The organism is Ignavibacteriales bacterium (assembly GCA_026390575.1).
In the GTDB taxonomy this organism is placed as follows: domain Bacteria; phylum Bacteroidota; class Ignavibacteria; order UBA10030; family UBA10030; genus Fen-1298.
In genome coordinates this window covers 244,857-269,519 of the sequence record JAPLFR010000015.1, presented here as the reverse complement: position 1 = coordinate 269,519, position 24,663 = coordinate 244,857, and the positions used below count along the sequence as shown (strand labels likewise).

Genomic DNA, 24,663 nt, shown 5'->3' with positions numbered 1-24,663 from the left:
TATGAATGCGGTACCTGGTTCCCTCAACATTATTGGAGAACTTTTTATGGATGCACTGTTACTTGCACGTTTGCAATTCGCGTTGACAATCGGATTTCATTTCCTCTTTCCACCGATCTCCATCGGGCTCGCATGGCTCCTGGTGATTATGGAAGGCATTGGCTGGCGAAGGAATGATGAAGTATATGTGCGTATGGGTAAGTTTTTTGGGAAACTACTTGCATTAACCTTTGCCGTCGGCGTGGCAACGGGTATTGTTATGGAGTTTCAATTTGGAACTAACTGGGCTGTGTATTCAAAATTTGTAGGCGATATCTTCGGTGCCCCGCTTGCCGCTGAAGGTATTTTTGCTTTCTTCCTTGAATCTGGTTTCCTCGGACTCTATCTTTTTGGTCGCAGCAAAGTCGCTAAGAGTGTTCACTGGTTTTCAATTCTGATGGTATCAGTTGGTGCAACCATCTCGGCATTCTGGATTATTGTAGCAAATTCATGGCAGCAAACTCCGGCAGGATATGTACTAAGAAATGGGAGAGCAGAACTGACCAGCTTCTCCGAAGCCGTCTTCAATCCGTCAACTATGATTCGTTATCTTCATACTATGGATGCTGCGTTGATTGCCGGAGCATTTTTTGTGGCAGGTATTGCGTCATATCTCCTTCTCAAAGGGAAAGAAACTGAACTTGCGCAGCGTGCGTTAAAGATTGCTGTCATTTTCGGATTAATTACTTCTCTGCTCGAGCTGATGCCGTTAGGCCACGAACACGCAAGACAGGTTGCGCGCACACAGCCGGAAAAGTTTGCCGCCATTGAAGGACTTTATACAACGCAATCGGGAGCGCCGCTTGTCTTCTTTGCAATTCCATTCACAAAACCGCCAGAGTTAAAAGCCAAAATGGAAATTTCGGGCATGCTGAGCTGGATGGCATTTGGCGACGTCAATGCAAAAATTAAGGGCATTAATGAATTTCCGCCGGAAAACATTCCACCGCTCTGGCTGACATTTGTTTCATTTCACAATATGGTCGTGCTGGGAATGTATTTCATTGCCGTTACATTCTTTGCCGTCATACAGCTTCGGAGGAAAAAATTATTTGAAACGAAGTGGCTGCTCCGACTTTTTGTCTGCTCTATTCCCCTGCCGCTCGCAGCATGTCAGCTTGGGTGGATTGCCACTGAAGTTGGTCGTCAGCCATGGATTGTCTATGGTCTATTACGAACGGCGGACGCGCACTCCGCTACAGTCACTGCAGGTGAAATTGGATTCTCCATCATTCTCTTCGGTCTCATTTATTTATTACTTGGTATTTTGTATATCTATATTCTGGTACGAGAAGTAAAACATGGACCGCAGCATACACATGCATAGGAGTTTATACTTATGGATCTAAACACGATTTGGTTTTGGCTTATCGGTGTGCTCATTATCGGTTACGCGATTTTGGATGGATTTGATTTTGGCGTCGGTATTTTGTCGCTCTTCAGTCGTGATGAAAAAGAACGGCGTATCCATTTCAACGCCATCGGTCCTGTGTGGGATGGAAACGAAGTCTGGCTGATCACTGGCGGAGGTGCATTATTCGCAGCGTTTCCGGCTGTCTATGCAACAGTGTTTAGTGGCTTCTATATCGCATTCACGCTGCTATTGGCAGCGCTTATATTCCGTGCGGTGTCTTTCGAGTTCCGCAATAAAGTTGATTCGCCAACATGGCGGCGTGCATGGGATTGGGCATTCGGACTCGGAAGTCTGCTTCCAGCCCTTCTCTTTGGTGTTGCAATTGGAAATATTCTTCACGGGGTACCAATTGATGCGAATGGCAATTATCTCGGCACATTCTTTGGTCTGCTTAATCCGTATTCCATCGGTGTTGGTTTGTTGAGTCTCATCCTTTTTACGATGCATGGCGCAATCTACCTCGCAACAAAATCCGAAGGTGATCTGCGCGATCGTTGTCAGAAATGGGCATCGCATCTTTGGATCGATTATGTAATACTCTATGTCATTGTAACAATATGGACGTGGCTTGCGTCTCCATTTCTCTTCAAAGATTCACCCGGCAGTCCAATGTTCTATGTATTTCTCATAGCATTATTAGGAAGTATCGTGTACCTGCCGATTCTTCTAAAGTCGGGAAAATTCAACCGTGCATTTCTCATTTCGTCATTGATCATCGCGACGATGTTAGGCCAAATGGCACTTAGTCTCTATCCACGACTCGTGCCGTCGTCCATCGATCTTCAGTATAGTCTTACGATCTCTAACTCCTCCTCCAGTCCATTGACATTACAGACGATGCTGGTCATTGCTGGTATTGGCATTCCAATTGTGATCGTGTATTCAATCTTCATCCACTATGTTTTTCGTGGGAAGGTTGAGATTACCGAGGAGAGTTACTGAAACAATCAGGATAAATACTTCTGAATAACCAGAGCGTTCATTCATCTCGTTTTTCCCTCTGGAAAAGCTCTGCCTTACTCTTCAACATTCATCCGGTAGCCGATGCCAGATTCTGTAACGATAATTTTCGGATTTGATGGATCGTCTTCTATTTTTTTTCGCAGCTGACCTACATAGACACGGGTATATTGTGCTTCTTCAGCATAGGTCGGTCCCCAGACCTGTTCAAGGATATATTTATGTGTCAGAACTCTTCCTGCGTTTCGCACAAACAATGTTAACAAGGAATATTCCGTTGCTGTCAGCTTTACAACGTCATTTCCTTTTTTTACAAGGCGTGTTGTCAAATCAACGGTAAGGTTGTGGGAAGTAAAAAGTTCTTTGTCCTGAATTTTAGGCCTATGGCGCAATGCTGTTCGTACACGCGCTATTAATTCTCCCGTACGAAATGGTTTTATCAAGTAGTCATCGGCTCCTGCATCGAGGCATGAAATAATATCGCTTTCGTCATTCCGGACAGAAAGAATAATAATAGGAATCGTGGCCCATTCACGAATTTTTTTTAAAACGGCCAGCCCGTCGATATCCGGAAGTCCGAGATCAAGTATGATGAGTTCAGGCCGCTCGGAGCCGGCCATGACAATTCCATCGTTTCCTTTCGATGCAAATTTCAGGTTATAACTATTCGGCTCGAGGGTGAGTTGAAGCAATCGCCGCATTTGTACCTCATCATCGATAACAAGAATTTTTGGGAGATTGCTCATAGAGATGCCGGTTCTGTTTTGATTGGTATGGTGATCGTAAATTCTGCACCGCCGCTTGTTCTGTTCCGGACAGACAGCGTTCCCCGATGGGCTTCGATAAATCCTTTTGCGATAGGAAGGCCCAATCCGGTTCCGCCTGTTGTCGTTCCTTCAGCGCGATAGAATTTATCAAATACTTTCTTCATATCCGACGGTGGAATGCCAGGTCCGCTGTCGGAAACGATAATGTTGCATTGATTTTCCTCCACCCGGGCATCTATTTCAATTTGTGTACCGGTTGGCGTGTGCACCGCTGCGTTATAGATGAGATTCGTGAGAGCTTGCTCCATGAGACCGAAATCCAATTTCACCAATGGCATATCCTCTTGAATGCTCATAACGACATGGTAGTCGACAACCTCTCGTTCAAGCCCTTTCACGGTCACATGGATTAAGTCACGCACATCGCACCAATCCAATTTCGGTTTAATCATTCCAGATTCGATTCGTGTCATATCCAGAAGATTCGCAACAAGCCTGTTGAGACGTTCAGCGGCAATATGAATTTCTTTGCTATGTTCCTTGGTTGTCGCAGACACTTGTGATTGAGAATCCGAAAGTAAATTTTCGGACGCTCCCATGATGGAAGCAATCGGAGTTCTGAGCTCATGGGAAATAGAGCTAAAGAGTGTTTTATATAAACGTTCTGATTCTGCAACAATAACGGACTTTTTTGTCATATCGTTTAAAAGCTCACGTTCCACAGCCGAGGCAATCTGTGCAATGAAATTTTCGAGCAAGGTTTCATAATCAAGCGATAGTTTTTCATCGCTCTGAAACCTCACGCCGAGAACACCCAATGGATAACGCGGCCCCGACATGGAATAATACGTCGCCTGTGCAAACGGAAGTGTATCGGTATATTTACCGGCTTTTTTTTCATTCCAGTATGTCCACGCAGCAACACTACGGTCTTTTTCATCAGGCTTCCATGAACTTGCAGTGTGCGGCGTCGGGTTCATATCACCATCTGCTTCGCCAAGAAACACTGCCACATCTGCATTAAAAAACTTTTTGATGTTCGATACGGCAGCTTGAATAACTTCGTTCTGCGAATGTGCCGATGAGAGATCCTTCGTGAGGGCAAAGAGTGCCGATGACTTGATTTCGCGCTGCCGGACAGCTTTTTCCCTTTCACGGACACGGGCGGAGAGCGTTCCTGTTACTGCAGCCACAATGAAGAACATCGCGAGCATCAAAACATCTTCCACATGGCCAATGGAAAATGTGAACAAGGGAGCAATGTAGAGAAAATCCCACGACAATGCTCCAAACGCTGCGCCTAAAAGAACCGGGCCGCGTCCCATCCTCAGAGGCAGCAAGGAAACTGTCAAGAGAATGATAAACGAAACGGTTCGATAACCGATCCATGCTGTAAGGGGAAAACAAGCGAGTGCCACGCCGAACACAATGAGTGCGGCAACGAGGTACTGAACAAATCCGGATTGAATCTTTGGAATAAAAAAGCGCCGTGCGGGCGGTTGCGCATCATCTTCATGTCCAACAATATAAATATCGATATCCTGACTTTTCTTCAGAAGGTCGTCCACAAGCCGTGATGTGCGAAAAAGTGTTTGCCGTTTTGGTTTTCCGATCAGTATTTGTGTCGCATTTTGCTCGCGCGCTACACGCAACAGCGCACCGGCAATATCTTCATCGGATGTTGTGATAATTTCTGCGTCAAGTTCCTTTGCAAGTTTGAAGTTCTTTGCAAGTTGTTCTGTTTCTTGTTCCGTTATCCTTGCCGAAGTTTCAACGTGGACGACCACCCACGATGCATCCATCGTGTAGGAAATCCTACGCGCCCAGCGGATGACGGAAAGCGACTGCGGATCGACACCAATACCGACGATCAATCGTGTTCCGGATTTCCATGTTTCTGAAATCCGCTTCGTTTGTTTATATTCCCGTAACTGTTGATCGACGCGTTCAGCCGTCAAACGGAGAGACATTTCTCTCAGAGCGGTGAGATTTCCTTTCCGGAAAAAATTCTCACCCGCTCGTTTTGAACGTTCGGGAGTGTAGACTTTCCCTTCAGCAAGCCGTTTCAGGAGCTCATCCGGTGAAATATCTATCACTTCAACTTCATCTGCGGCTTCAAATATCGAATCAGGAACCGTTTCATGGACAAGACTGCCGGTGATCTGTGCAACTGTTTCAGCGCGGCTTTCGAGATGCTGAACATTTAGTGTCGTGAAAACATCGATGTCATTATCGAGCAGCTCAAGCACATCTTGATACCGTTTTGTGTGCCGGCTTCCGGGAACGTTTGTATGCGCGAGTTCATCCACAAGCACTAGCTGCGGTTTTCTGGAAAGGACAGCATCTAAATCCATCTCCTCGAGTGTGGTCCCACGGTACTCGAACGTCTTTCTTGGAATAATCGGCAGGCCAGAAAGAAGAGCTTCAGTTTCAGGACGTTTATGTGTTTCTACATATCCTATCGCAATATCAAGGCCTTTTGAAAGGGCAACCTGCGCATCCTTCAGCATATCGTACGTCTTCCCCACACCTGCGCACATGCCGAAGAATATTTTCAGCTTTCCCCTTTTTTCCTTTTCTTCTTCCTTTTTTATAAGGTGAAGAAGCGTATCGGGATCGGGACGCATATCGTTAGTTGCTGGCATAGGGAAATATAATTACATTCAAAACAAGATACATCACCATAACTTCTGTATGATGCACCTAATGGCTTATTTTAGCTGATAAACGGAGAGATAGAATGTTATAATGAACATTCTGGATTTTACCGTGGGTACCAACTCTTCCAATCCAAATGGTCAGGAGCGAAATGGACCAGGTGATCATGTGAAAGAAATCCGGCCAAAAATCCAAGAAGAAGCGCTAGTACGATAACAATTACCAAGTGCTGAAATTGGCTTTCTTCTTCAGGTAATTTTTCTCCCGCTACATCTTTTTGTTCGTTCATATCCTCGATCCCCTTTCGTGGCTTAATTAAACAATCCTCATTGCGACCATAAGCATATCGATCAGCTTGATTCCTATAAATGGAGCAATCACTCCTCCCACTCCATAGATGAGCAAATGCCTTCTCAACAATTGAACGGCGCTGACCGGACGATATTTTACTCCTTTCAGTGCCAAGGGAATCAACGCAACAATGATCAACGCATTAAAGATGACTGCAGAGAGAATGGCACTTTCGGGCGTGGCAAGCTTCATAATGTTCAATGCGTTCAATACGGGATACGTTGTTGCGAAAGCGGCGGGAATGATCGCAAAATATTTTGCAATATCGTTCGCGATACTGAATGTGGTAAGAGTTCCGCGCGTCATAAGAAGCTGTTTGCCGATTTCGACAATCTCCATCAGTTTTGTCGGGTTACTGTCGAGATCTATCATGTTTGCAGCTTCACGGGCGGATTGCGTGCCGGTATTCATTGCAACAGCGACATCTGCCTGAGCGAGCGCCGGAGCGTCGTTGGTACCGTCGCCGGTCATTGCAACAAGCCGTCCGCCTTTTTGATAATCACGAATAAGTTTAAGTTTATCTTCCGGTTTTGCTTCTGCAAGAAAATCGTCTACACCCGCTTCAGCAGCTATGGCAGTTGCTGTTAACGGGTTGTCACCAGTGATCATTACAGTTTTAATTCCCATTTTTCGCAGGTGTGCAAATCGATCCTTGATTCCGCCTTTAACAATATCTTTCAAATGAATCACGCCGAGTACTTCTTTATTCTCTGCAACGACGAGGGGCGTTGCTCCAAGCCGGCTGATATCCTGAACGGACTGCTGAACTGCCGGCGGGAATACGCCTCCTTGTTCTTCGATGTACGCTTTCATTGAATCTGTTGCACCTTTCCGTATGATCCTTTTGCCGTTACGGCCCTCAGGAAGAATATCGGCGCCGCTCATGCGTGTTTGAGCACTGAAGGGAACAAAATGCGCCGCGATGTCATGGATATCACGGCCGCGCAATCCGTATTTTTCTTTGGCAAGAATAACTATTGACCGCCCTTCCGGTGTCTCATCTGCAAGAGATGCAAGCTGCGCTGCATCAGCCAGGCGTTCCTTGGAAATTCCAGGTGCAGGCGTGAATTCAGTCGCCATGCGATTTCCAAGTGTTATTGTACCGGTCTTATCCAGCAGCAGAACGTCGACATCGCCGGCAGCTTCAATAGCACGTCCGGATGTTGCAATCACGTTATGACGGATCATGCGATCCATACCTGCTATTCCAATTGCAGAAAGAAGGCCGCCGATGGTTGTAGGAATCAAACACACAAGAAGAGCAACAAGTACGGTTACTGTTATCGGTGTTCCCTGTCCAGCTGCCGCTACACTAAAAAGTGAAAACGGAAGCAGCGTTACACATACAATCAGAAATATTATTGTGAAGGCAGCCAAGAGAATATTTAACGCAATCTCATTCGGAGTCTTTTGCCGTTTGGCACCTTCAATCAAATGAATCATCCTGTCGAGAAAACCACCGCCGGGTTCTATAGTTACGCGAATAATCAACCAATCGGAAAGCACGCGTGTGCCGCCGGTAACCGCACTGCGGTCACCACCAGATTCACGAATGACAGGGGCACTTTCACCGGTGATGGCACTTTCATCCACGGAGGCGATGCCTTCTAGTACCTCACCATCAGCCGCAATGATATCTCCAGCTTCGACGAGATACATATCGCCCTTTTGTAAATCCGTGGATGTGATGATATCAAAGGTCGATTTCCGTTGAGGATTGTGTAATCGTTTTGCCGTGGTATCTCGGCGTGATCGGCGCAATGCTTCAGCTTGTGCTTTTCCACGTCCTTCTGCGAGTGCTTCTGAAAAGTTTGCAAAGAGAACCGTGAACCATAACCAGAGTGATATGAAGCCGATGTACCATGCCGGTGCTTCTCCGGTACCGAGCAATGCTTGAATCCATAATGCCGTTGTGAGAATGCTTCCTACTTCCACGACAAACATCACGGGATTCCGCGCCATTGATCTTGGATTCAATTTCACAAACGAATCAATTATAGCACGACGAAACATTTCACCGGTAAGCCCTAGCGGTTTCTTTAGCGGTTGTGAAGATTGTGTTGTCATATAAGTGTTGCTTTCTTTTCTCTCAATAAGCTATTGTATCATTATGAAATGTTCGACAATCGGACCGAGCGCAAGAGCTGGTAAAAAGTTCAACGCACCGACAATAAGGACGACGGCAATAAGCCAAAAGATAAACAGCGGTGTATGTGTCGGCAGTGTTCCTTCTCCCGCAGGAACAAGTTTTTTTCGTACAAGAGAACCGGCAAGTGCGAGTGTTGGAACGGCAAGCCAGTACCTGCCGATCAGCATTGCCAAACCGCCGGTCAGATTATAAAATGGTGTATTTGCACTTACTCCAGCAAAGGCACTTCCATTATTATTCGCTTGAGATGTAAAGACATAGAGAATCTCGCTAAATCCATGAGGACCGGGATTCATGATCCCTGCTTTCCCAGCAGCCGTGACCACGGCAATTGCTGTAAAAACGAGAACCGTGATCGGCATAATAAGGATTAAAAGGGATGCCATTTTCATTTCATATGCTTCAATTTTGTGGCCGAGATATTCCGGCGTCCGTCCTACAAGCAATCCTGCAACGAATACAGCCACAACGACAAAAATGAGCATACCGTACAAACCCGAACCAACCCCGCCAAAAACGACTTCTCCAAGATGAAGCATAATGAGCGTTATCATTCCACCGAGTGGAGTGTAAGAATCGTGCATTGCATTCACAGAGCCATTCGAGGCAGCTGTTGTTGCAGTTGCCCAGACTGCCGAGTTGGGAATACCGAATCGGACTTCCTTTCCCTCCATATTACCACCGGGATTAATTGAAGTCGATTGTTGATCCACGCCGAGTGCGGTTAGTTTAGGATTGCCCGATCCTTCAAGACTATACATCCAAAACACTGCCGCGACGAGTATCAACATCATTGCAGCAAAGATTGCCCAGCCCTGACGCGTGTCTTTCACCATTTTACCGAAAGTATAACACAATGCCGCAGGTATAAGCAGAATTGCAAGCATCTCTAAGAAATCTGTCAACGGCGTGGGATTCTCAAACGGGTGTGCTGAATTGACATTGAAAAAACCCCCGCCGTTGGTTCCTAATTGTTTAATGGCAATTTGAGAAGCCACCGGCCCCATCGCAAGAACCTGATCTGCTACTTTCACGCCGCCTGTGTCGGTTGTCGATTGAAGAAAGGGAATAGAGACATATGCAGAATTATTTTGTATAACTCCTTGCGATACGAGCACAAGTGAGAAGATACTAGCAAGAGGCAGAAGTATGTATAATATACTGCGGGTCATATCGACCCAAAAATTTCCGAGTGTCTTTGCCGAATGGCGAGCAATTCCACGGATGAAAAGCGCAAGCACCGCCATTCCTGTCGCTGCGGAAACAAAATTCTGGACAGTCAGACCGAGCATTTGTGTCAAATAACTCATCGTCGTTTCACCGTTGTAGCCCTGCCAGTTCGTATTCGTAGCAAAGCTCACAGCGGTATTGAATGAAGAGTCTGGAGTAACGGCTGCCATCCCCTGAGGATTCAATGGAAGAAATTGCTGTAAACGTTGCAACGCGTATACAAACAAAAAACCGACAACATTAAAGAGAAGCATTGCAAGAGCATTCGCTTTCCAATCCATCTCCTCGTTGGAATTAATCTTTGCGAGACGATAGATAAGGCGTTCGATCGGTCCAAGGACAGGATCAAGAAACGTTTTTTCCCTCTGGTATATACGAGCCATAAAAACACCGAGCGGTTTTGTAAGAAGAGTCAACACCGTAAGATAAAATGCGATTTGAATAATTCCGTTGATTGTCATTCGAATATCTCCGGCTTTAAAAGCGCCACAAACAAGTAGATCAAAAGCCCGATGGAAATAATTCCCGAAATACAATAGAGCCCGCTCATGATTTCCCTCCTGTTTTATTTTCTCCAAGGAATTCACACATCTTCATAAGCCCCCAAGTAAGAAGAAAAAATACAACCGCAATGCAGATATAGATGATGTCGTCCATAGTTATTTTCCTCTGGTAGATAATTGCATTGCATCGAGTGCAAGATTCAATTTGAGAATATTCACTCGTGGCTCTCCGAGAAAACCGAGGGTGCGTTCTTCAGTGTATTGATCGATAAGAGAGCGAATTTGCGCGACCTGCACATTCCGTTTTTTTGCCACACGTTCTAATTGATAGAGGGCAGATGCAACACTCATATGCGGATCAAGCCCACTTCCGGAAGCCGTCACAAGATCGATAGGGACCGGTTGAGTATTTAATGAATCTGCAGCTTTCAGGTCCTGAACTCTCTTACGAGCTCCATCAAGAAATGCCGGATTGAGCGATCCATAATTTGATCCGCTCGATGCCCCTGCGTTATAGGGGAACGGCCCTGTTGACGAGGGCCTGCTCCAGAAATATTTTGGGTCATGAAACGGTTGCCCGATCAATGCGGAGCCGAGTATTTTTCCATTTTTTATTAAAATACTTCCGTTGGCTTTCTCAGGAAAAAAAAGCTGTGCAATTCCAGTCACAAGAAGCGGGTACAGCAAGCCGGTGAGCAATGTAAACAGCACAATGGCGATAAGCGATATACGAAGATTTTTTATAAACATATATCAACATCCTTCCACTTGCATTCTTAGCTAGTATGTCAGCGATTTATTGAGCCAGTCGATTGCCAGCTTTGATCCATATGCTTCGTACGGCCGCTTCAAGGTTATGACGTACAAGTTGTCGTTCTTCTCAAGAAATTTTATTAGATCTTCACATACAATCTTCGGTGTTTTATCTGTTATAATAACATAGGAAGATTCCGAGAGCTGAATATTGGAGTATTTCTCTATTCGCGAGAGCAGCTCTGAATGATCCTTCTCAGAATTTTTGATGTTAAATGAAACGATGAGTAATGCCATAGGGACCTTTCTTGAATGATGATGTTTGCTGTGTTCCTTTAGATCGTGCAGGAGTAATTTCACGAGTAAGAATTAAAAGCGCAATTCAGGAGATATAAAAAGATGATGTAAGGCTATAAAGAAGTTATAAGAGGATATCTGAAACTGAAAAAGCGAAACAAAATCTTATATAAAGAAAATATAAAGAAATGGCTCTCAGCTATAAAAAAAATATAAAAATTTAAAAAACTAACGTTTTTTAGATATGAACGATAGTATTCATTGTTGCAATTTTACTTCATTTCCACCGATAATCTATCCTTTCTGCTGATTACTCTGTACCTTAATAGAGTAAAATATTTAATATGTTGTACATTTTGGAAAGATGATGGAACAAGGCAGTGCCGATAATTCTTCAGATGGTGATCCCTCATCTCTTGGTGATGATTCAGAAAAAAGGTTTTCTACTAAAATAAAACGCGCCATTCTTGGTGCACCTCGAAGCATCAAAGATCCTGGAGTTTTTCATCGCATTTCACTCATTGCATTTCTTGCCTGGGTTGGATTAGGAGCAGACGGACTTTCTTCGTCGGCGTATGGTCCTGATGAATCATTCCGCGCTCTCGAGAGCCATGCATACCTTGCAGTTGCACTTGCTTTAGCAACTGCCTTTACAGTATTTATTATTTCATATTCCTATTCACGTATGATCGAGCATTTCCCTTCCGGCGGGGGCGGCTATACGGTTGCCAGTCGGTTGCTTGGTCCTCATTTCGGGGTGGTATCGGGTTCAGCGCTACTGGTCGATTATGTTCTGACTATTTCTGTATCAATTGCCAGTGGTGCAGATCAGATGTTCAGTGTCCTTCCACATCAATGGCACCAGTACAAACTTATTGTCGTTGCTGCCGTTATTTTCCTGCTCATGATAATGAATCTCCGCGGCGTGAAGGAGTCGGTCACGATTCTTATGCCGATATTTCTTCTTTTTCTCGTAACGCATATTGTATTAATTTTTGGAGGCATTGGATTCCACTTAACAGAAGTACAGCAAGTTGCTGGTAAGATGCATAGCGACTTCACCAATGGTCTGCAAACATTAGGTTTTCTCGGGATGACGGCAATCTTTGCTCGTGCCTATTCCATGGGTGCAGGAACGTATACTGGTCTCGAAGCTGTCTCAAACGGTATCCAAATTATGCGAGAACCGAAGATTGATACTGCCAAACGAACAATGGTGTATATGGCTATTTCTCTCGCTGTAACTGCAGGAGGGATTATGGTTTGCTACCTGCTCTATCATGTAACCCCGGTAACCGGTAAAACCATGAACGCAGTCCTACTCGATCGGTTTGCCGGCAGCTGGTTGTTGGGAGGAGTATCAGTTGGGTGGATGTTTGTTGTTCTTACACTTGCTTCTGAAGCTGCTTTGCTATTTGTAGCAGCACAAACTGGATTCATTGATGGTCCGCGTGTAATGGCAAATATGGCCGTGGATTCATGGTTGCCGCGACGGTTTGCTTCGCTTTCAGATCGATTAACCATGCAAAACGGTGTAGTGTTGATTGCTGCCGCCGCCATTGGTATCCTCGTTGTAACAGGAGGTGGTACACGAACACTTATTCTTATGTACTCGATCAATGTGTTTCTTACATTTTCTCTCTCACAAATGGGTATGGTTCGATATTGGATCAAGAATCGCACACAATATCCTGATTGGTCGCGGCACATCGTTATCCATGTTATAGGTTTGGTTCTATGTCTCTCCATTCTTATGGTTAGCATCTATGAAAAATTTTCTGTCGGCGGTTGGGTAACTCTTGTTATCACAAGCGGCATCATCCTGCTTTGTTTCAGGATCCGGCGTCATTATAGAAAAGTCGGGAACCACCTCAAACGACTTGACGATATTCTTTCAGACATTCCCCCTGTCGTAGGTTGGACTTCAATAAAAGTTCTTCCTCAGGCAAACACCGCAGTTTTAATGGTGAAAGAGTACAGCGGACTTGGAATCCATTCTTTTCTTTTTATCCAAAAACTTTTTCCGAATCACTTTAAGAATGTAATATTTATCTCTGTTGTGAATATTGATGCAAGTACCTTGAAAGGTCAAAGTGAATTGGATGAATTAATGGCGGCACAGCAAAAATATTTAGAACAATATGTTAATCTTGCAAATCAATTTGGCTTAGGTGCCGACTACCGTCTCGCGGCAGGAACAGATGTTATCGAGGAAATAGAAAAATTATCTGCATCTATTGTAAAAGAATACCCGCGATCAATTTTCTTCGCTGGCAAGTTAGTGTTTGAGCGTGAAAAATGGTATCAACGCATTCTTCACAGCGAGACAGCGTATGCAATCCAGCGGCGCCTGCAATTCGGGGCAATGAACTGTATGGTGCTGCCTGTTCGCATCTTTGCTAATGGAAAAAGGTAGGTTCTTTATAGAAATGAGATTTATGCAGAGAATAGGAGGCAGGCATCGCATCATTCTTCGCCAAGTGATATTCAAAGGATTTTTAATCTTTTAAGTTCTTCTTTCAATGTAGTGATGATACGTCGAGTTAAATCTTCATTCTCGGGACGCACGTGTTGGGATTTCAGCCAGATGAGTTTCTTTGGTTCTCTGGCAGCATGAAAGAATAATTCGGTATTGTAACGCGGAATTTGCTCATCATTTGCACCGTTGATCATAACGAGCGGCGTTGGAGAAATTTTATCAGCATATCTCATGGGTTCCAGAGGATGAAGAAGCACTCCGCCGAGTCTTCCAACAAATTCACTCAGCCACGCTGATTCATATCGTGCCATATTGTGGCGAATTATCGAAGTCAATTCCCCACCGCCGTACACCATGATTGCCGCCGCTGCTCGCCTGTCGTGAGCCACGATAGCAGGAACAAAAGGCGCGCCAAAGCTGTAACCGAGAATCACTAATCGTGTTGTGTCCACATCGTGACGGCTGAAAAGATAATCTGCTGCAAGTATCGCAGTCGGCACCATATCAAGAAGCGCTTTCCTTACACGAGGCACATCCCACAGAATTGTCCAGAAGGTATATGACTCGCGTGGTTCGTATGGATAATCAAGCGCAAGGATAACAACATTGTCGATGTCGAGCGCGTAATTGACAGCGTATTTGCCTGTTGCCTTACCGCCGAGAAGAATGATAGCAGGATATCGCTTGCTCGAATCGCGTGGGGCGAGCAATCCAGCTTGTACACGAAAGCCGTTGTCAGCCTTTATGGTCAGCCACGATTTCTGAGTATGAGCATCAGATGCATACTGTTGAATGGAAATACTTGTCTGTGCGCCGCGTATTGATCGGAAATAACGTGAGTAATCTTTCAATGAAAAGAATATGACGAGGAGGCATACAAATAAGGAAAGGAAAAGAAGAATTCCTAGGAACCATTTGAGCAAGGCGCGTTTCACCACTGTATGCCTCAACGCCACTTACAGTGTGCAAATTATTCGAACGCCGCAAGATTATATTTATGACTTGGCATATCTTTCACCGATGAAATATATTTCTTGTCTAGCCTGAATTCTGCAGCATACTGTTCGAGAAGATCTTGTTCGGATAGTGCAAAATCACGATCGACCTGTGCAAGGTCGTAGAGAATATGATATGTTATCCGTTTTTGTTCATCGTTCAACTTTGCAGTAACTACTTTGATACAAACATCAAGAGGCCGTTCATTATAGAAACTGATCGCTTTTACAAATGCCGACTCATCCGTGTGAATCAAACTGCGAAGCTTTTGTAATTCTTCTTCCTTGAATTCTCCATCGATTCCCACCATTGTAAATGCTGCAACACACAGTGCCATCTTGGCGGATAGCCCAGATTTTTCTTCTGATGTAGAATTTGCGTCTATCATGGTATTTTCCTAAATAGTAAAAACATTTACAGCAACAAAAATCTGATGCTTACAGTTAATATAATCAAATTCTATTTCTGTTATGCAAGTATCAACAATGTGAATAGGAGTGAAAGAACTAGCAGCGAAGTATAAAAAATCCTACGTGCAGCAAGAGGCGATTGTTTCCGAAAAAAAGCAATCCCCGTTATTAATAAAGATATCGACAATATGAATGCTCCTGTAAAATATGCGTACCCAGAAAATCCTATTAACGTCGGCATCAATGAAGCCGGAATAAGTGCACAACAATAAATAAGAATCTGCCGGCTTGTGATATCTCCCGTTTGATCTAGCACAACCAGCAATTTGTATCCCGCACGAGCATAATCCTTCCGATACATCCAGGCAAGCGAAAGAAAGTGCGGCATTTGCCAAAAGAAGAGAATAAAAAAAAGCGCCCACGCCTCCATCGAAACACTGCCGCGCACAATTGCCCAACCGATGAGCGGCGGTAATGCCCCGGGAATTCCTCCGATTACTGTCGCGAACGGAGTCTTTCTCTTGAGTGGAGTATAAATTGCTAGATAGCTGACAAGCGTTAACACCGAAAGTGAAACAGCAACCCAATTCGTGAAAATTGCAAGATAGGATAGTCCGGCAATGCCGAGCAGGATCCCAAAGAACAGAGCTTCTGCAGGTTGAACGCGTCCAGCGGGAATTGGACGGTGTTCTGTTCGTTTCATCATCGCATCATATTGGCGTTCAATATATTGATTCAATACTCCGGCTGTACCACCAACGAGTATTGTCCCGAGAAGCGTATGAACGAGAAGAAAATAATGCGTCGAGCCTTGAAGTGCTATGTATGCACTGCCGACAGCCGTTGATACGGAAAGCAGCGTCAACTCCGGCTTCATCAGCACTGCGTAATCAGAGAGTGTACTTGTATGACGAAGAGCCAGCGAACTTAAATATTTCATGTTATTGTGCTCCACGTGGGAGAGAAGATGCAACTTTCCGCATGATATAATTTGCAACGGAATCTGCTTCAGCTGACCGTAATCCCGGATTTTGCATCGGTGGATAATCCGTGTTCTTTTTTATGGGATGGAGAATGAACGAAACCAATTCTGCTTTCTTTCCTTGATATTTTGGAATCGTTTCATAATATGGCGGGCCTACTTTTTTCTTGTCAAAGAGATGACAAGATTCGCATCTGGTAGTATAGATTCCTTCTCCTGTGAATGATACTGTCGCTACTCCGAGCGCAGCCTTTAATTCTTCTATAGATTTATCATGGGAGTTTGCAAGGAGTGCTACCTGACTGCGCGTTGCTGTACCAAGTGAAAGGTTGTCGCTTATCACGAGCATTCCCATTGCACACAAGAACAGTGCGAACCCCACCGTAAGTGCAATGGATTGCGGCGATCGATAGTATCCATAGATGAAATGCGCCGATAAAAAAAAGAAAACAATTGCCGCACCTGTAAGCGAATAGATCGATCCTGAGAGTGCTTCATCGGAAATCACTGTAACATTCAATAACACAGAAGCCGGCAGCCCCAACAATCCAATAACACTGAACCGAACGCCGAGCTTTTTTACTAACGTTGAATAATCTTCTATATGTTCTTTCCGATTCTCCCATGCGAACGAGAAAAAAAGTATCCCGATGCCCGTTACTCCTATACTGAGAAATAAAAACTCGACAACCTTTAGCCACACATTCAGAGAAATAATAAGAGTAATAACGGAATCCAATTCCCAATTGATGGGATTTGCCGTGACACTTAGAGCTGCAGCATAGAGTATAAATGCTGCACAGAGAAAGAATATTCCAAATCTGCCTGAACGAAAATGTGCCCGTGTGTTCGATTCCTGATATGCGACCACTGCCTTTTCAGATTGCTTGTTGGGCTGGTCCTTCAGTAATTGCTGATAAGATCCAAGTATTTCCTGCACGCGGAAAGTGTACTTGTAGGAATAAAGAAGCACCATCCCTATGAGGAGGAATAAGAAACCAAAGCCGGCGAGACTCACTCCGATGGATTGTGTCCCTTGCAGGAATTGCGCATACACAAATACCAGCGATAATCCAGGAAGAATCGACAGAAATAGAATGAGGCTTTTATTGAACAGTGCACGATCAATAAGTTCATGTGCGAATTGGAGAAAAACAACATTATTATCCTTGCGCCCTCGGTGGTTATACCACAACGATAAAAGAGATGATCCTGCTACAAAACCGAGATAAGGAATAAACACAAGGGAGCTAAGAGTCGAGATAAGCACAAGCAGATGGAAATGTTCCAATGATTGGGGTATTGCAATATCTTTGAGAACTTCCATAGTATTAATCCGGTTGCTTCATGACATTGACAAATGGTAGATAGGGTTTTGATTGTTGTGCTGATATATCCCGATACCAATGGTCAAAATCGGATGAATCTTGCGAGATAACCTTTGTATACATATAGGAATGGTCAAGCCCGCAGTACTCCGCACATGCAATGTCGTAAGAAGCCTTTCGTACTGTTTTGAACCACATGACATTTTCACGATTAGGGATAACATCTTTTTTTATGCGGAACGATGGAATATAAAACGAATGATTGACATCCATCGAGTGGAGAGTGCATTTGATCGGTATATTCATTGGAACATACAGAGTGTCGGTTTGTACGCCATTGGGATATTCAAAAGTCCACTTCCACATTTGAGCGGTTACCTTGATTGGCATCGCATTGTCCGGCACCTTTAGTTCTGTCAGGTAATCCCGCCATCCCATATAAAACATGCCCATAAAAAGGACAAGAGGAACAACTGTCCAGGTGATTTCCAAGGGAATGTGTCCCTCGATATTTGTAGGATGTGGATTTTTCTTACGGCTGTATCGTATAACAAAGTACACCATCGCAATCAACAATCCCAACAATACAAGCAGAGAGATTCCCGTGATCGTTAAAAACGTGGTGTCAACATTATCTGAAAATGGAGATGATCCTGAAAACATTTCAATAATCCTGTTCAGTAAAAAGCATAGTCAAAAAAGGTTAATGAAATGAAGATGATAAAAGTTACAATGGCTACTCCGACAAAAATTCTGAATAATCGGTCTTCATATTTCAAATGCATAAAAATATTAAGCATCAACATTGATTTGATAGAAGCAATGGTAAGAGCTGTAATAATAATCCAACGACCCAGATTGATGCCTGCAAAGGTTACGGTCGTACACGTTAACGCGAGCAGTCCCAGCCAGATAAGGACGTACCTGCCATAACCAATGATCTGATGTTGTTGATGGTCAGCTTGTTGTGCTATTGCTTTATTCGTTTTATCACTCAATTTTTTCAAGTCTTTTCACCGTCGAAGAAAACGTTACTGAATCAAGTAAAACAGAGGAAATAAAAAAATCCAAATGATATCCACCAGATGCCAATAGAGTCCTCCAGCTTCAAGCCGGACAAATGAATCCTTATTGATCTTTCCATTTCTTATATATGCCATCATAACTGCAAGAATCACCATTCCGATGATAACATGCAGAGCATGCAGCCCTGTCATCACATAGTATAATCCAAAATACAATATTTCTCCCGGCGGTTTATTTATGAGATCCGGCGATTGAGGATAGATGCCGAGAGATATCTTATGACTCCATTCGAAGTACTTATTCACCAAGAACACTGCGGCAAAAACAATCGTCATCCCTACCAACGACATCGATAGATTTTTCTTTCCTTCTTGAATAGCGGTGATGGACATCGCCACGGTTAAACTGCTTGTCAATAGGATAATTGTATTTACTGTTCCTATGAAGGGGTCGAGTTCCTCCGATGCAAGATGAAATTCTACGGGATGCTTGAAGCGATAGACTGCATAAATAATAAACATTCCTCCGAAGAGGATTAATTCGCTGAAGAGGAACAGCCACAATCCCATCCTTGAACCGACATCATCTCGGTGACTATGTTCTATTGCTGATGATGTCACCTTGCCTCCGGTGCGGTTCGTTCATATTCTGAATAGTCATAGGGTCCTGTAGTGACGACCGGAATCGTATGAAAATTTTCTGAGGGCGGCGGCGACGAGACTGTCCACTCAAGCGTTCGTCCGCCCCAGGGATTCGCCGATGCTTTTTCCCCACGTTTTAATGAAATGATGAGATTAATAATAAGAAGAAGAATACCGGCAACCATAATCCATGAACCGACCGTTGCAATACGTTGAAGCGTTTCATATTCAGAAAGGTAATGATAATATCTTCGCGGCATACCCATATATCCCAGAATGAGCATCGGGAAATAAAGAATGTTAAATCCAACCGTCATAAATAGCCAACCGATAAACGCAGGCCGCTTTTTGTACATCTTGCCGAACATTTTCGGGAACCAATAATGCAACGCGCCAAAGAGGGCGAATCCTGTCCCGCCAAACATCACATAATGAAAGTGGCCGACAACGAAATAGGTATCCGTCACATGAATATTCACCGAGAGTGCTCCAAGCATCAAACCGGTAAGTCCGCCGATACTGAATTGCACGATGAAGGCAAGCATAAAAAGGAGAGGAACTTCAAGTTCAATCGATCCTTTGTACAGGGTTGCAACCCAGTTAAAGACTTTGATAGCGCTCGGAATTGCAACCAGAAAAGTCAAAAGTGAGAACACAAACATTCCTGTATTACTCATTCCAACCGTAAACATATGATGTGCCCACACAAGCGAACCGACAGAAGCAATTGCTAAACTGGAATAAGCGATAAATTTATATCCGAAGATCGTTCGTCGTGCGAACACAGGAATGATATCCGATACCACTCCCATCGCAGGAAGGATGATAATATAGACGGCAGGATGAGAATACATCCAGAATAAATGCTGATACAAGACAGGGTCACCTCCGAGCGTTGGATCGAAGATTCCCACACCAAACAACCGTTCAATCGTGACAAGCAACAATGTAATACCAATAACGGGTGTGGCAAGAACCTGTACCCATCCCGTTGCATATAATGACCATGTGAACAATGGCATTTTAAACCATGTCATTCCCGGCGCTCGCATGCGATGAATAGTAGTGATAAAATTCAAACCAGTTAAAATTGAGGAAAAACCAAGGATGAATGCTGCCATCAGTGCCGGGATAATATTCGTATTGGAACGAATGCTGTACGGAACATAAAATGTCCATCCGGTATCTGCAGCACCGCCTGGAAGAAAAAGCGAAACAAGTGCAAGCGTTCCACCGGCAATGAAGAGCCACCAAGACAAAAGATTTAAACGCGGGAAAAATACATCTTTCGCACCAATCATGAGCGGCAGAAAAAAATTACCAAACACTGCTGGAAACACGGGAATAAGAACCAAGAAAATCATAATGATGCCATGCAGCGTAAAAAACATATTGTATGTTTGCGCCGTAACGATAGTATTTTCCGGATATAACATCTCCAACCGCATCAACACTCCGATCGTCATCCCGGTTAAGAAAAATGTGATTATGGCAATGAGATAGAGGATGCCGATCCGTTTATGATCGGTACTGAATATCCAGCCGAAGATTCCTTTGAATCTTGTCTTCTCGTGATAAAAGTCCGGTTCTGCAGCAACAGTTGCAGTTGTCATATCCTTATTACCTTTCAGCTTTCTTTTTTGGCTTTACAACAAAGACAAACATAAAGACTGCTACGAGTCCAATAATCACGACACCGCTGATGCGGACAACATTGAATGTATAATGTTTCCCCTCCGGATCGTACGCATAGCAGAAGTTGAGCACCTTGGAAATCGTCGGACTTGTTTTTCCTTCAGACGCCTCCATCAGTGCAAGTTTTACATCCAATGGAAGTTGATGAATTCCGTAGAGATAGCGCGTCACTTTCCCCTGCGGAGAAATGGCAATAAGTGTAGCGGCATGAATCCAATCATTCCCGCTTTTGGCAAAATAAAATCCTGCTGCATCAGTAAACCGATGGATGTTCACGCTATCACCGGTGAAGAATCTCCATCCATTAGGATTGACCGTCTTTTTAATCTCCGTGAGATAGTTATCCTTCTTCTCCTGAGCAAGTTCCGGGCGTTCATTGTGATCGAAGCTCAATGTAAGAATCTGATAATCCTTGCCGAGTTCGAGATCCATTTTGTCAACAATCTTTGCCACCTCTGTTAAGAGAGGACTGCAAATACCGGGACATTTGTAATAGACGAAGGTAATGATAGTCGGTTTATCGATGATTGACTTAAGCTGTACAAGGTTGCCCGATTCAGCATAAAGCTCAACATCCATTGGTACATATTGCCCAAGTTTTTCGATGATACCGACAGGATGCTTTGCCTGCTGTCCTATTCCCTTCATCGTAAATATGAGGAGTAGAAGAACAATAATACTTTTCTGTTTCATAGGTATATGTCTCTATTGAATGACTGAATAAATATATCGATACAACTCTATCCACTCATCGTGGGATAGCAAAATGACGTTTGTTTTAAATCCATTATGAATCGGATCTGAAGATACGGTTCTGATAAACTCATCCACATTCTTCACGTTATTTTTCATATGCAGGGCGCTTATTATTACTTTCGTTTCATTGAACGAGACAAGTTTTAATGTCTCCGCGCCGACGGTCTCTGATGCATCCATCTTCCTTTTGATTTCCTGAATCTTTGCGATCAAAGGATCATCTTCTTTTATTACAATTTGCATTGCCTTTTTAATGGGAATCTGTCCGGTAACGTTCATTCCCTTCGAAAGCTGATATGCAGCATCAAGCTGATTTAATTCATCCGGAGAATCCTGTGGTTGGTTATTCGCCAACGTTCGTGTGTAGTGAATAAGAGCAAACCTATCCTCAGGCGGCATATAATTGTATGAAGCCATTCCGCCCCCAGTAATTCCCTCTTCCAGTGTTTTATACATCTGCGAAACTTTTGAGCCGTTTTTCCAACCTGCAAGTGAATGAAAATTACGCGGCTTCGGATTCAGCATCGATGCCGTTGGTCCGTCGCCTTGACCGTTCTCACCATGGCATGCAACACAATTTGCCTTAAACAATTCCTGCCCTTTTTTAATGAACTCCGGCGTTGAGACACCAGCTTTCATCACATCGAGCGGTGGAATGAGCCGCGGACTCCGAAGAGGAATATCTTTTATCAAGGCCGTGGAGTCTTGCAAAACTGTTGGATTCACTCCGTTCTTCCCAATCGTATTCAGATTCCTGACGTAGAGTAATCCAATGCCAACCAAGGCAGCAAGAACATAGATATACGAATAACCAAATAACTTCTCCGGTTTTCTTGCCAAATCCCGCCAGTCGATCTCATCTTTATAGTGTGGTGTTTGATCCATTCGTCTTTTCTATCATCAATTACAATCGAAATTCTAATCCGCGTTCGAGCTTCGGGTCGCCGATTGGTATCAAATTCTGTCGTTTCATTTTCCATGAAAATGTTACTATAACTAAGCCAACAATGAGAAGAGGAAAACTAATTTCCATCCAGCTCACTACCGGCGATGTACTATAACTCGGCATGACAAGCCAATACAAATCAAGCAAGTGTGCAAAGAGTACCCATATGGACATAAACTTCAGACGTTTTAGATCCATCTTTGAATCCTGAGACAACAGCATAAAATACGGTACAGCAAAATGGACAACAATAAGGAGCATCGAGATATACTCCCAGCCATTTTTCCAGCGGGCGATGAACCAGTACGTTTCTTCCGGAAGGTTCGCATACCAGATAAGCAGAAATTGACTGAATGCTATATATGCCCAGAAGTTGACAAAAACAAATATCAACGTGCCGAGACTGTAAAAATGATCGCGCCTTAGTTGCGGAAAATATCCATGCTCATGTAGTTTTACGATGATATACGTTGCTGCTGATATTCCCGCCAAAATAGTGCCGGAGAAATAATACACACCATAAATTGTTGAATACCAATGCGGCTCCAGACTCATTGCCCAATCAATTGCAATAAGTGTTAATCCGATCGCAAAGATTGGCATGAAAGCTGCGGCAAGACCTATATTAAATTTTGTATGTTTCTGATCTTTATCGATATCCTGCCTCTGCGAGTTCCGTGTAAACAAATAAAGGAACAGTGTCCACAATCCGAAAATAACAACAAACCGAAATGTAAAAAAATTGACGTTGAGGTACGGTTCTTTTACTTTTAGTACGGCATCATGCGCAACGGTTTCTGCCTTCACCCATCGATAGAGGTCATTGAGATGAAAATAAAGCGGCAATGCCATCAGTGCTGCGATAGGAGTTAACGTGGCAAGAAACTCGTTCACTCGCCGCATCGGAACACTCCAGACGGCCCCGGCGATATATTCAAGTGCAATGAGGAACAAAGCGCCAATGCCGATACTCGTTAGGAAAAGAAAATTCACTACGTGAACAAATGCTGCATGGCGTGCATCCACCAAATAGCCAAGTGCATAACACGCTGCTCCTAATAAAAGAAATCCCCAGCCGACACTGTTGATAATCGTAGGCAATGGTTTCTTCAAAGATTCTATCGAAGAATACTGATCGCTCATTTCAAGTCGGACTCCTTTGCATTCTGCGCCCGCTGGAGTACACGAATATAATTGATGATTGCCCAGCGATCTTCCGGAGAAAGTTGAGGAGCATAACTCGGCATCGCATTCTGTCCTTCCGTGATAACGTGATAAATTCTACCATCAGGCCAATTGCGTACTTTGTCAGAATGGAGAGTCGGCGGATTTGGGAATTGCCCCTGCAAACGGCTGTCACCGCGTGCGAAGTTACCGTGACAAGGACTGCAAAAGGTAAGATATTTCGACTTTCCCCGATCCAGAACTTCTTTTGTCGGGAGCAACGGATCAACGAGATATTTTCCGGCATCCTCCGGTTTTCCTTTGAAAGGATACGGTATAAATCCTCGAGCGACAGTTCCCTCCACTGGCTGCCGCATTCCAATGCCATCCTTAAATAAATCGCTCGACTGCTGTGGTTTCAATTTGTTCTGCACCATCATCCAGTTGAAGGGCTGCATGTACATGAACTTATTGAGCGTGAAATATGTCGCTGCCGAAACTGTAAGCGCAACAACCGCGAGAACACCGATAAACTTCCAATCGAACAGCTTTTGCCCATGGTTGATTTCTTCTGGTTCGAAAAAGACAGCAGTAATCTCTTTTCCGCCGACTGACTTTAAAAATCCTCTTACTAGTTTTTCATCGAACTTTGGGTCTTCTGCCTGGATGCTAAGACCAAATTTGTTGGACGAAATATGTTTCATATACTGTGTGTCATGCAGTGGATGTGCAGTGTTCGGAAATTTGAAGTAGAGAATAATCATTGTAAGCGTTGAAAGTACAGATGCACATAAGACCGTCAATTCAAATGAAACAGGTACAAATGCAGGCCACGACCAGAATGGCTTTCCTCCGATGACGAGCGGATAATCAGAGATCGTTATCCATGAAATGAATATAACAGCACTCATTGCACCAAGCAGACCGAATACGAATGCAAAATAACCGATCTTCGAGGTTTTCAATCGCATCGCATGGTCCATGCCATGAACAGGATATGGTGTATGCACATCATACTTTGTGTATCCCGCTTTGTTTGTTTTTTCTGCCGCTTGAATAATTTCATCCGGCGAATCGAACAGGGCTGTTATAGAATACAATTGTTTTTGCATCATAGAC

At 43.9% G+C, this 24,663-nt stretch carries 22 protein-coding genes; 3 read left to right on the top strand and 19 right to left on the bottom strand.

The genetic code is table 11. The annotated features are described in order from the left end of the window. Positions 1-46 precede the first annotated feature (46 nt). The gene (locus NTX44_12460) at positions 47-1,366 is read left to right on the top strand and encodes a cytochrome ubiquinol oxidase subunit I (GenBank protein ID MCX6122413.1); all 1,320 of its coding nucleotides are present in this window, start codon (positions 47-49) and stop codon (positions 1,364-1,366) included. 12 nt (positions 1,367-1,378) lie between these two features. Beyond that, positions 1,379-2,395, top strand: coding sequence for a cytochrome d ubiquinol oxidase subunit II (cydB, locus tag NTX44_12455; GenBank protein MCX6122412.1), 1,017 nt, complete (start codon positions 1,379-1,381; stop codon positions 2,393-2,395). Between the two features lie 74 nt (positions 2,396-2,469). On the opposite strand, the gene NTX44_12450 is transcribed toward cydB, so the two are convergent. The 7 genes from NTX44_12450 to NTX44_12420 all read right to left on the bottom strand — a co-directional run bounded on the left by NTX44_12450 (position 2,470) and on the right by NTX44_12420 (position 11,121). Further along, entirely contained in the window at positions 2,470-3,159 is a 690-nt protein-coding gene (locus NTX44_12450) for a response regulator (GenBank protein ID MCX6122411.1), read from the bottom strand. After that, positions 3,156-5,825 (bottom strand): sensor histidine kinase KdpD, encoded by a 2,670-nt coding sequence (locus NTX44_12445; protein ID MCX6122410.1) that lies wholly within the window; start codon positions 5,823-5,825, stop codon positions 3,156-3,158. The genes NTX44_12450 and NTX44_12445 overlap by 4 nt, the downstream gene beginning before the upstream one ends. 119 nt (positions 5,826-5,944) lie before the next feature. After that, the gene (locus NTX44_12440) at positions 5,945-6,127 is read right to left on the bottom strand and encodes a hypothetical protein (GenBank protein ID MCX6122409.1); all 183 of its coding nucleotides are present in this window, start codon (positions 6,125-6,127) and stop codon (positions 5,945-5,947) included. Positions 6,128-6,153: 26 nt separating this feature from the next. Then, positions 6,154-8,256, bottom strand: a complete 2,103-nt coding sequence (gene kdpB / locus NTX44_12435) for a potassium-transporting ATPase subunit KdpB (GenBank protein MCX6122408.1) — start codon at positions 8,254-8,256, stop codon at positions 6,154-6,156. Between the two features lie 30 nt (positions 8,257-8,286). Then, positions 8,287-10,029 carry a potassium-transporting ATPase subunit KdpA gene (kdpA, locus tag NTX44_12430; protein ID MCX6122407.1) on the bottom strand — a complete coding sequence of 581 codons (1,743 nt, stop codon included), beginning with the start codon at positions 10,027-10,029 and terminating at the stop codon, positions 8,287-8,289. A 198-nt stretch (positions 10,030-10,227) separates the two neighbouring features. Next, positions 10,228-10,821, bottom strand: a complete 594-nt coding sequence (gene kdpC, locus NTX44_12425) for a potassium-transporting ATPase subunit KdpC (protein MCX6122406.1) — start codon at positions 10,819-10,821, stop codon at positions 10,228-10,230. Between the two features lie 30 nt (positions 10,822-10,851). After that, positions 10,852-11,121 carry a hypothetical protein gene (locus tag NTX44_12420; protein ID MCX6122405.1) on the bottom strand — a complete coding sequence of 90 codons (270 nt, stop codon included), beginning with the start codon at positions 11,119-11,121 and terminating at the stop codon, positions 10,852-10,854. A 364-nt stretch (positions 11,122-11,485) separates the two neighbouring features. Here NTX44_12420 and NTX44_12415 point away from each other — a divergent pair, with 364 nt between their 5' ends. After that, the gene (locus tag NTX44_12415; GenBank protein MCX6122404.1) at positions 11,486-13,537 is read left to right on the top strand and encodes an APC family permease; all 2,052 of its coding nucleotides are present in this window, start codon (positions 11,486-11,488) and stop codon (positions 13,535-13,537) included. Positions 13,538-13,608: 71 nt separating this feature from the next. Here NTX44_12415 and NTX44_12410 read toward each other — a convergent pair whose 3' ends face one another. The 12 genes from NTX44_12410 to NTX44_12355 form a co-directional block, all read right to left on the bottom strand. Then, positions 13,609-14,535, bottom strand: coding sequence for a prolyl oligopeptidase family serine peptidase (locus NTX44_12410; protein MCX6122403.1), 927 nt, complete (start codon positions 14,533-14,535; stop codon positions 13,609-13,611). Positions 14,536-14,570: 35 nt separating this feature from the next. Continuing rightward, positions 14,571-14,984 (bottom strand): TerB family tellurite resistance protein, encoded by a 414-nt coding sequence (locus tag NTX44_12405; GenBank protein ID MCX6122402.1) that lies wholly within the window; start codon positions 14,982-14,984, stop codon positions 14,571-14,573. 80 nt (positions 14,985-15,064) lie between these two features. Then, on the bottom strand, positions 15,065-15,946 hold the full coding sequence (cyoE, locus tag NTX44_12400) for a heme o synthase (protein ID MCX6122401.1): 882 nt from the start codon (positions 15,944-15,946) through the stop codon (positions 15,065-15,067). A 1-nt stretch (position 15,947) separates the two neighbouring features. Continuing rightward, complete coding sequence (locus tag NTX44_12395; protein MCX6122400.1) at positions 15,948-17,315, bottom strand: hypothetical protein; 1,368 nt, start codon at positions 17,313-17,315, stop codon at positions 15,948-15,950. Positions 17,316-17,319: 4 nt separating this feature from the next. Then, the gene (coxB, locus tag NTX44_12390) at positions 17,320-17,979 is read right to left on the bottom strand and encodes a cytochrome c oxidase subunit II (protein ID MCX6122399.1); all 660 of its coding nucleotides are present in this window, start codon (positions 17,977-17,979) and stop codon (positions 17,320-17,322) included. Between the two features lie 14 nt (positions 17,980-17,993). Continuing rightward, positions 17,994-18,323, bottom strand: coding sequence for a cytochrome C oxidase subunit IV family protein (locus NTX44_12385; protein MCX6122398.1), 330 nt, complete (start codon positions 18,321-18,323; stop codon positions 17,994-17,996). Positions 18,324-18,347: 24 nt separating this feature from the next. After that, positions 18,348-18,962 carry a cytochrome c oxidase subunit 3 family protein gene (locus tag NTX44_12380; protein MCX6122397.1) on the bottom strand — a complete coding sequence of 205 codons (615 nt, stop codon included), beginning with the start codon at positions 18,960-18,962 and terminating at the stop codon, positions 18,348-18,350. Continuing rightward, the gene (locus NTX44_12375; protein MCX6122396.1) at positions 18,959-20,596 is read right to left on the bottom strand and encodes a cbb3-type cytochrome c oxidase subunit I; all 1,638 of its coding nucleotides are present in this window, start codon (positions 20,594-20,596) and stop codon (positions 18,959-18,961) included. Before NTX44_12375 ends, NTX44_12380 begins: the two co-directional genes overlap by 4 nt. 7 nt (positions 20,597-20,603) lie before the next feature. Continuing rightward, on the bottom strand, positions 20,604-21,371 hold the full coding sequence (locus NTX44_12370) for an SCO family protein (protein ID MCX6122395.1): 768 nt from the start codon (positions 21,369-21,371) through the stop codon (positions 20,604-20,606). 12 nt (positions 21,372-21,383) lie between these two features. Then, entirely contained in the window at positions 21,384-22,319 is a 936-nt protein-coding gene (locus NTX44_12365) for a cytochrome c (protein MCX6122394.1), read from the bottom strand. Between the two features lie 19 nt (positions 22,320-22,338). Continuing rightward, entirely contained in the window at positions 22,339-23,523 is a 1,185-nt protein-coding gene (locus NTX44_12360; protein ID MCX6122393.1) for a quinol:cytochrome C oxidoreductase, read from the bottom strand. Further along, positions 23,520-24,659: a DUF3341 domain-containing protein gene (locus tag NTX44_12355; protein ID MCX6122392.1), complete on the bottom strand. Its 1,140-nt coding sequence runs from the start codon at positions 24,657-24,659 to the stop codon at positions 23,520-23,522. Before NTX44_12355 ends, NTX44_12360 begins: the two co-directional genes overlap by 4 nt. Between the last annotated feature and the right edge of the window lie 4 nt (positions 24,660-24,663).

Coding starts and splice junctions, on each gene's coding strand:
- NTX44_12460 (MCX6122413.1), top strand. CDS start 47: ATGGATGCACTGTTACTTGCACGTTTGCAATTCGCGTTGACAATCGGA.
- cydB (MCX6122412.1), top strand. CDS start 1,379: ATGGATCTAAACACGATTTGGTTTTGGCTTATCGGTGTGCTCATTATC.
- NTX44_12450 (MCX6122411.1), bottom strand. CDS start 3,159: ATGAGCAATCTCCCAAAAATTCTTGTTATCGATGATGAGGTACAAATG.
- NTX44_12445 (MCX6122410.1), bottom strand. CDS start 5,825: ATGCCAGCAACTAACGATATGCGTCCCGATCCCGATACGCTTCTTCAC.
- NTX44_12440 (MCX6122409.1), bottom strand. CDS start 6,127: ATGAACGAACAAAAAGATGTAGCGGGAGAAAAATTACCTGAAGAAGAA.
- kdpB (MCX6122408.1), bottom strand. CDS start 8,256: ATGACAACACAATCTTCACAACCGCTAAAGAAACCGCTAGGGCTTACC.
- kdpA (MCX6122407.1), bottom strand. CDS start 10,029: ATGACAATCAACGGAATTATTCAAATCGCATTTTATCTTACGGTGTTG.
- kdpC (MCX6122406.1), bottom strand. CDS start 10,821: ATGTTTATAAAAAATCTTCGTATATCGCTTATCGCCATTGTGCTGTTT.
- NTX44_12420 (MCX6122405.1), bottom strand. CDS start 11,121: ATGGCATTACTCATCGTTTCATTTAACATCAAAAATTCTGAGAAGGAT.
- NTX44_12415 (MCX6122404.1), top strand. CDS start 11,486: ATGATGGAACAAGGCAGTGCCGATAATTCTTCAGATGGTGATCCCTCA.
- NTX44_12405 (MCX6122402.1), bottom strand. CDS start 14,984: ATGATAGACGCAAATTCTACATCAGAAGAAAAATCTGGGCTATCCGCC.
- cyoE (MCX6122401.1), bottom strand. CDS start 15,946: ATGAAATATTTAAGTTCGCTGGCTCTTCGTCATACAAGTACACTCTCT.
- NTX44_12395 (MCX6122400.1), bottom strand. CDS start 17,315: ATGGAAGTTCTCAAAGATATTGCAATACCCCAATCATTGGAACATTTC.
- coxB (MCX6122399.1), bottom strand. CDS start 17,979: ATGTTTTCAGGATCATCTCCATTTTCAGATAATGTTGACACCACGTTT.
- NTX44_12375 (MCX6122396.1), bottom strand. CDS start 20,596: ATGACAACTGCAACTGTTGCTGCAGAACCGGACTTTTATCACGAGAAG.
- NTX44_12370 (MCX6122395.1), bottom strand. CDS start 21,371: ATGAAACAGAAAAGTATTATTGTTCTTCTACTCCTCATATTTACGATG.
- NTX44_12365 (MCX6122394.1), bottom strand. CDS start 22,319: ATGGATCAAACACCACACTATAAAGATGAGATCGACTGGCGGGATTTG.
- NTX44_12360 (MCX6122393.1), bottom strand. CDS start 23,523: ATGAGCGATCAGTATTCTTCGATAGAATCTTTGAAGAAACCATTGCCT.
- NTX44_12355 (MCX6122392.1), bottom strand. CDS start 24,659: ATGATGCAAAAACAATTGTATTCTATAACAGCCCTGTTCGATTCGCCG.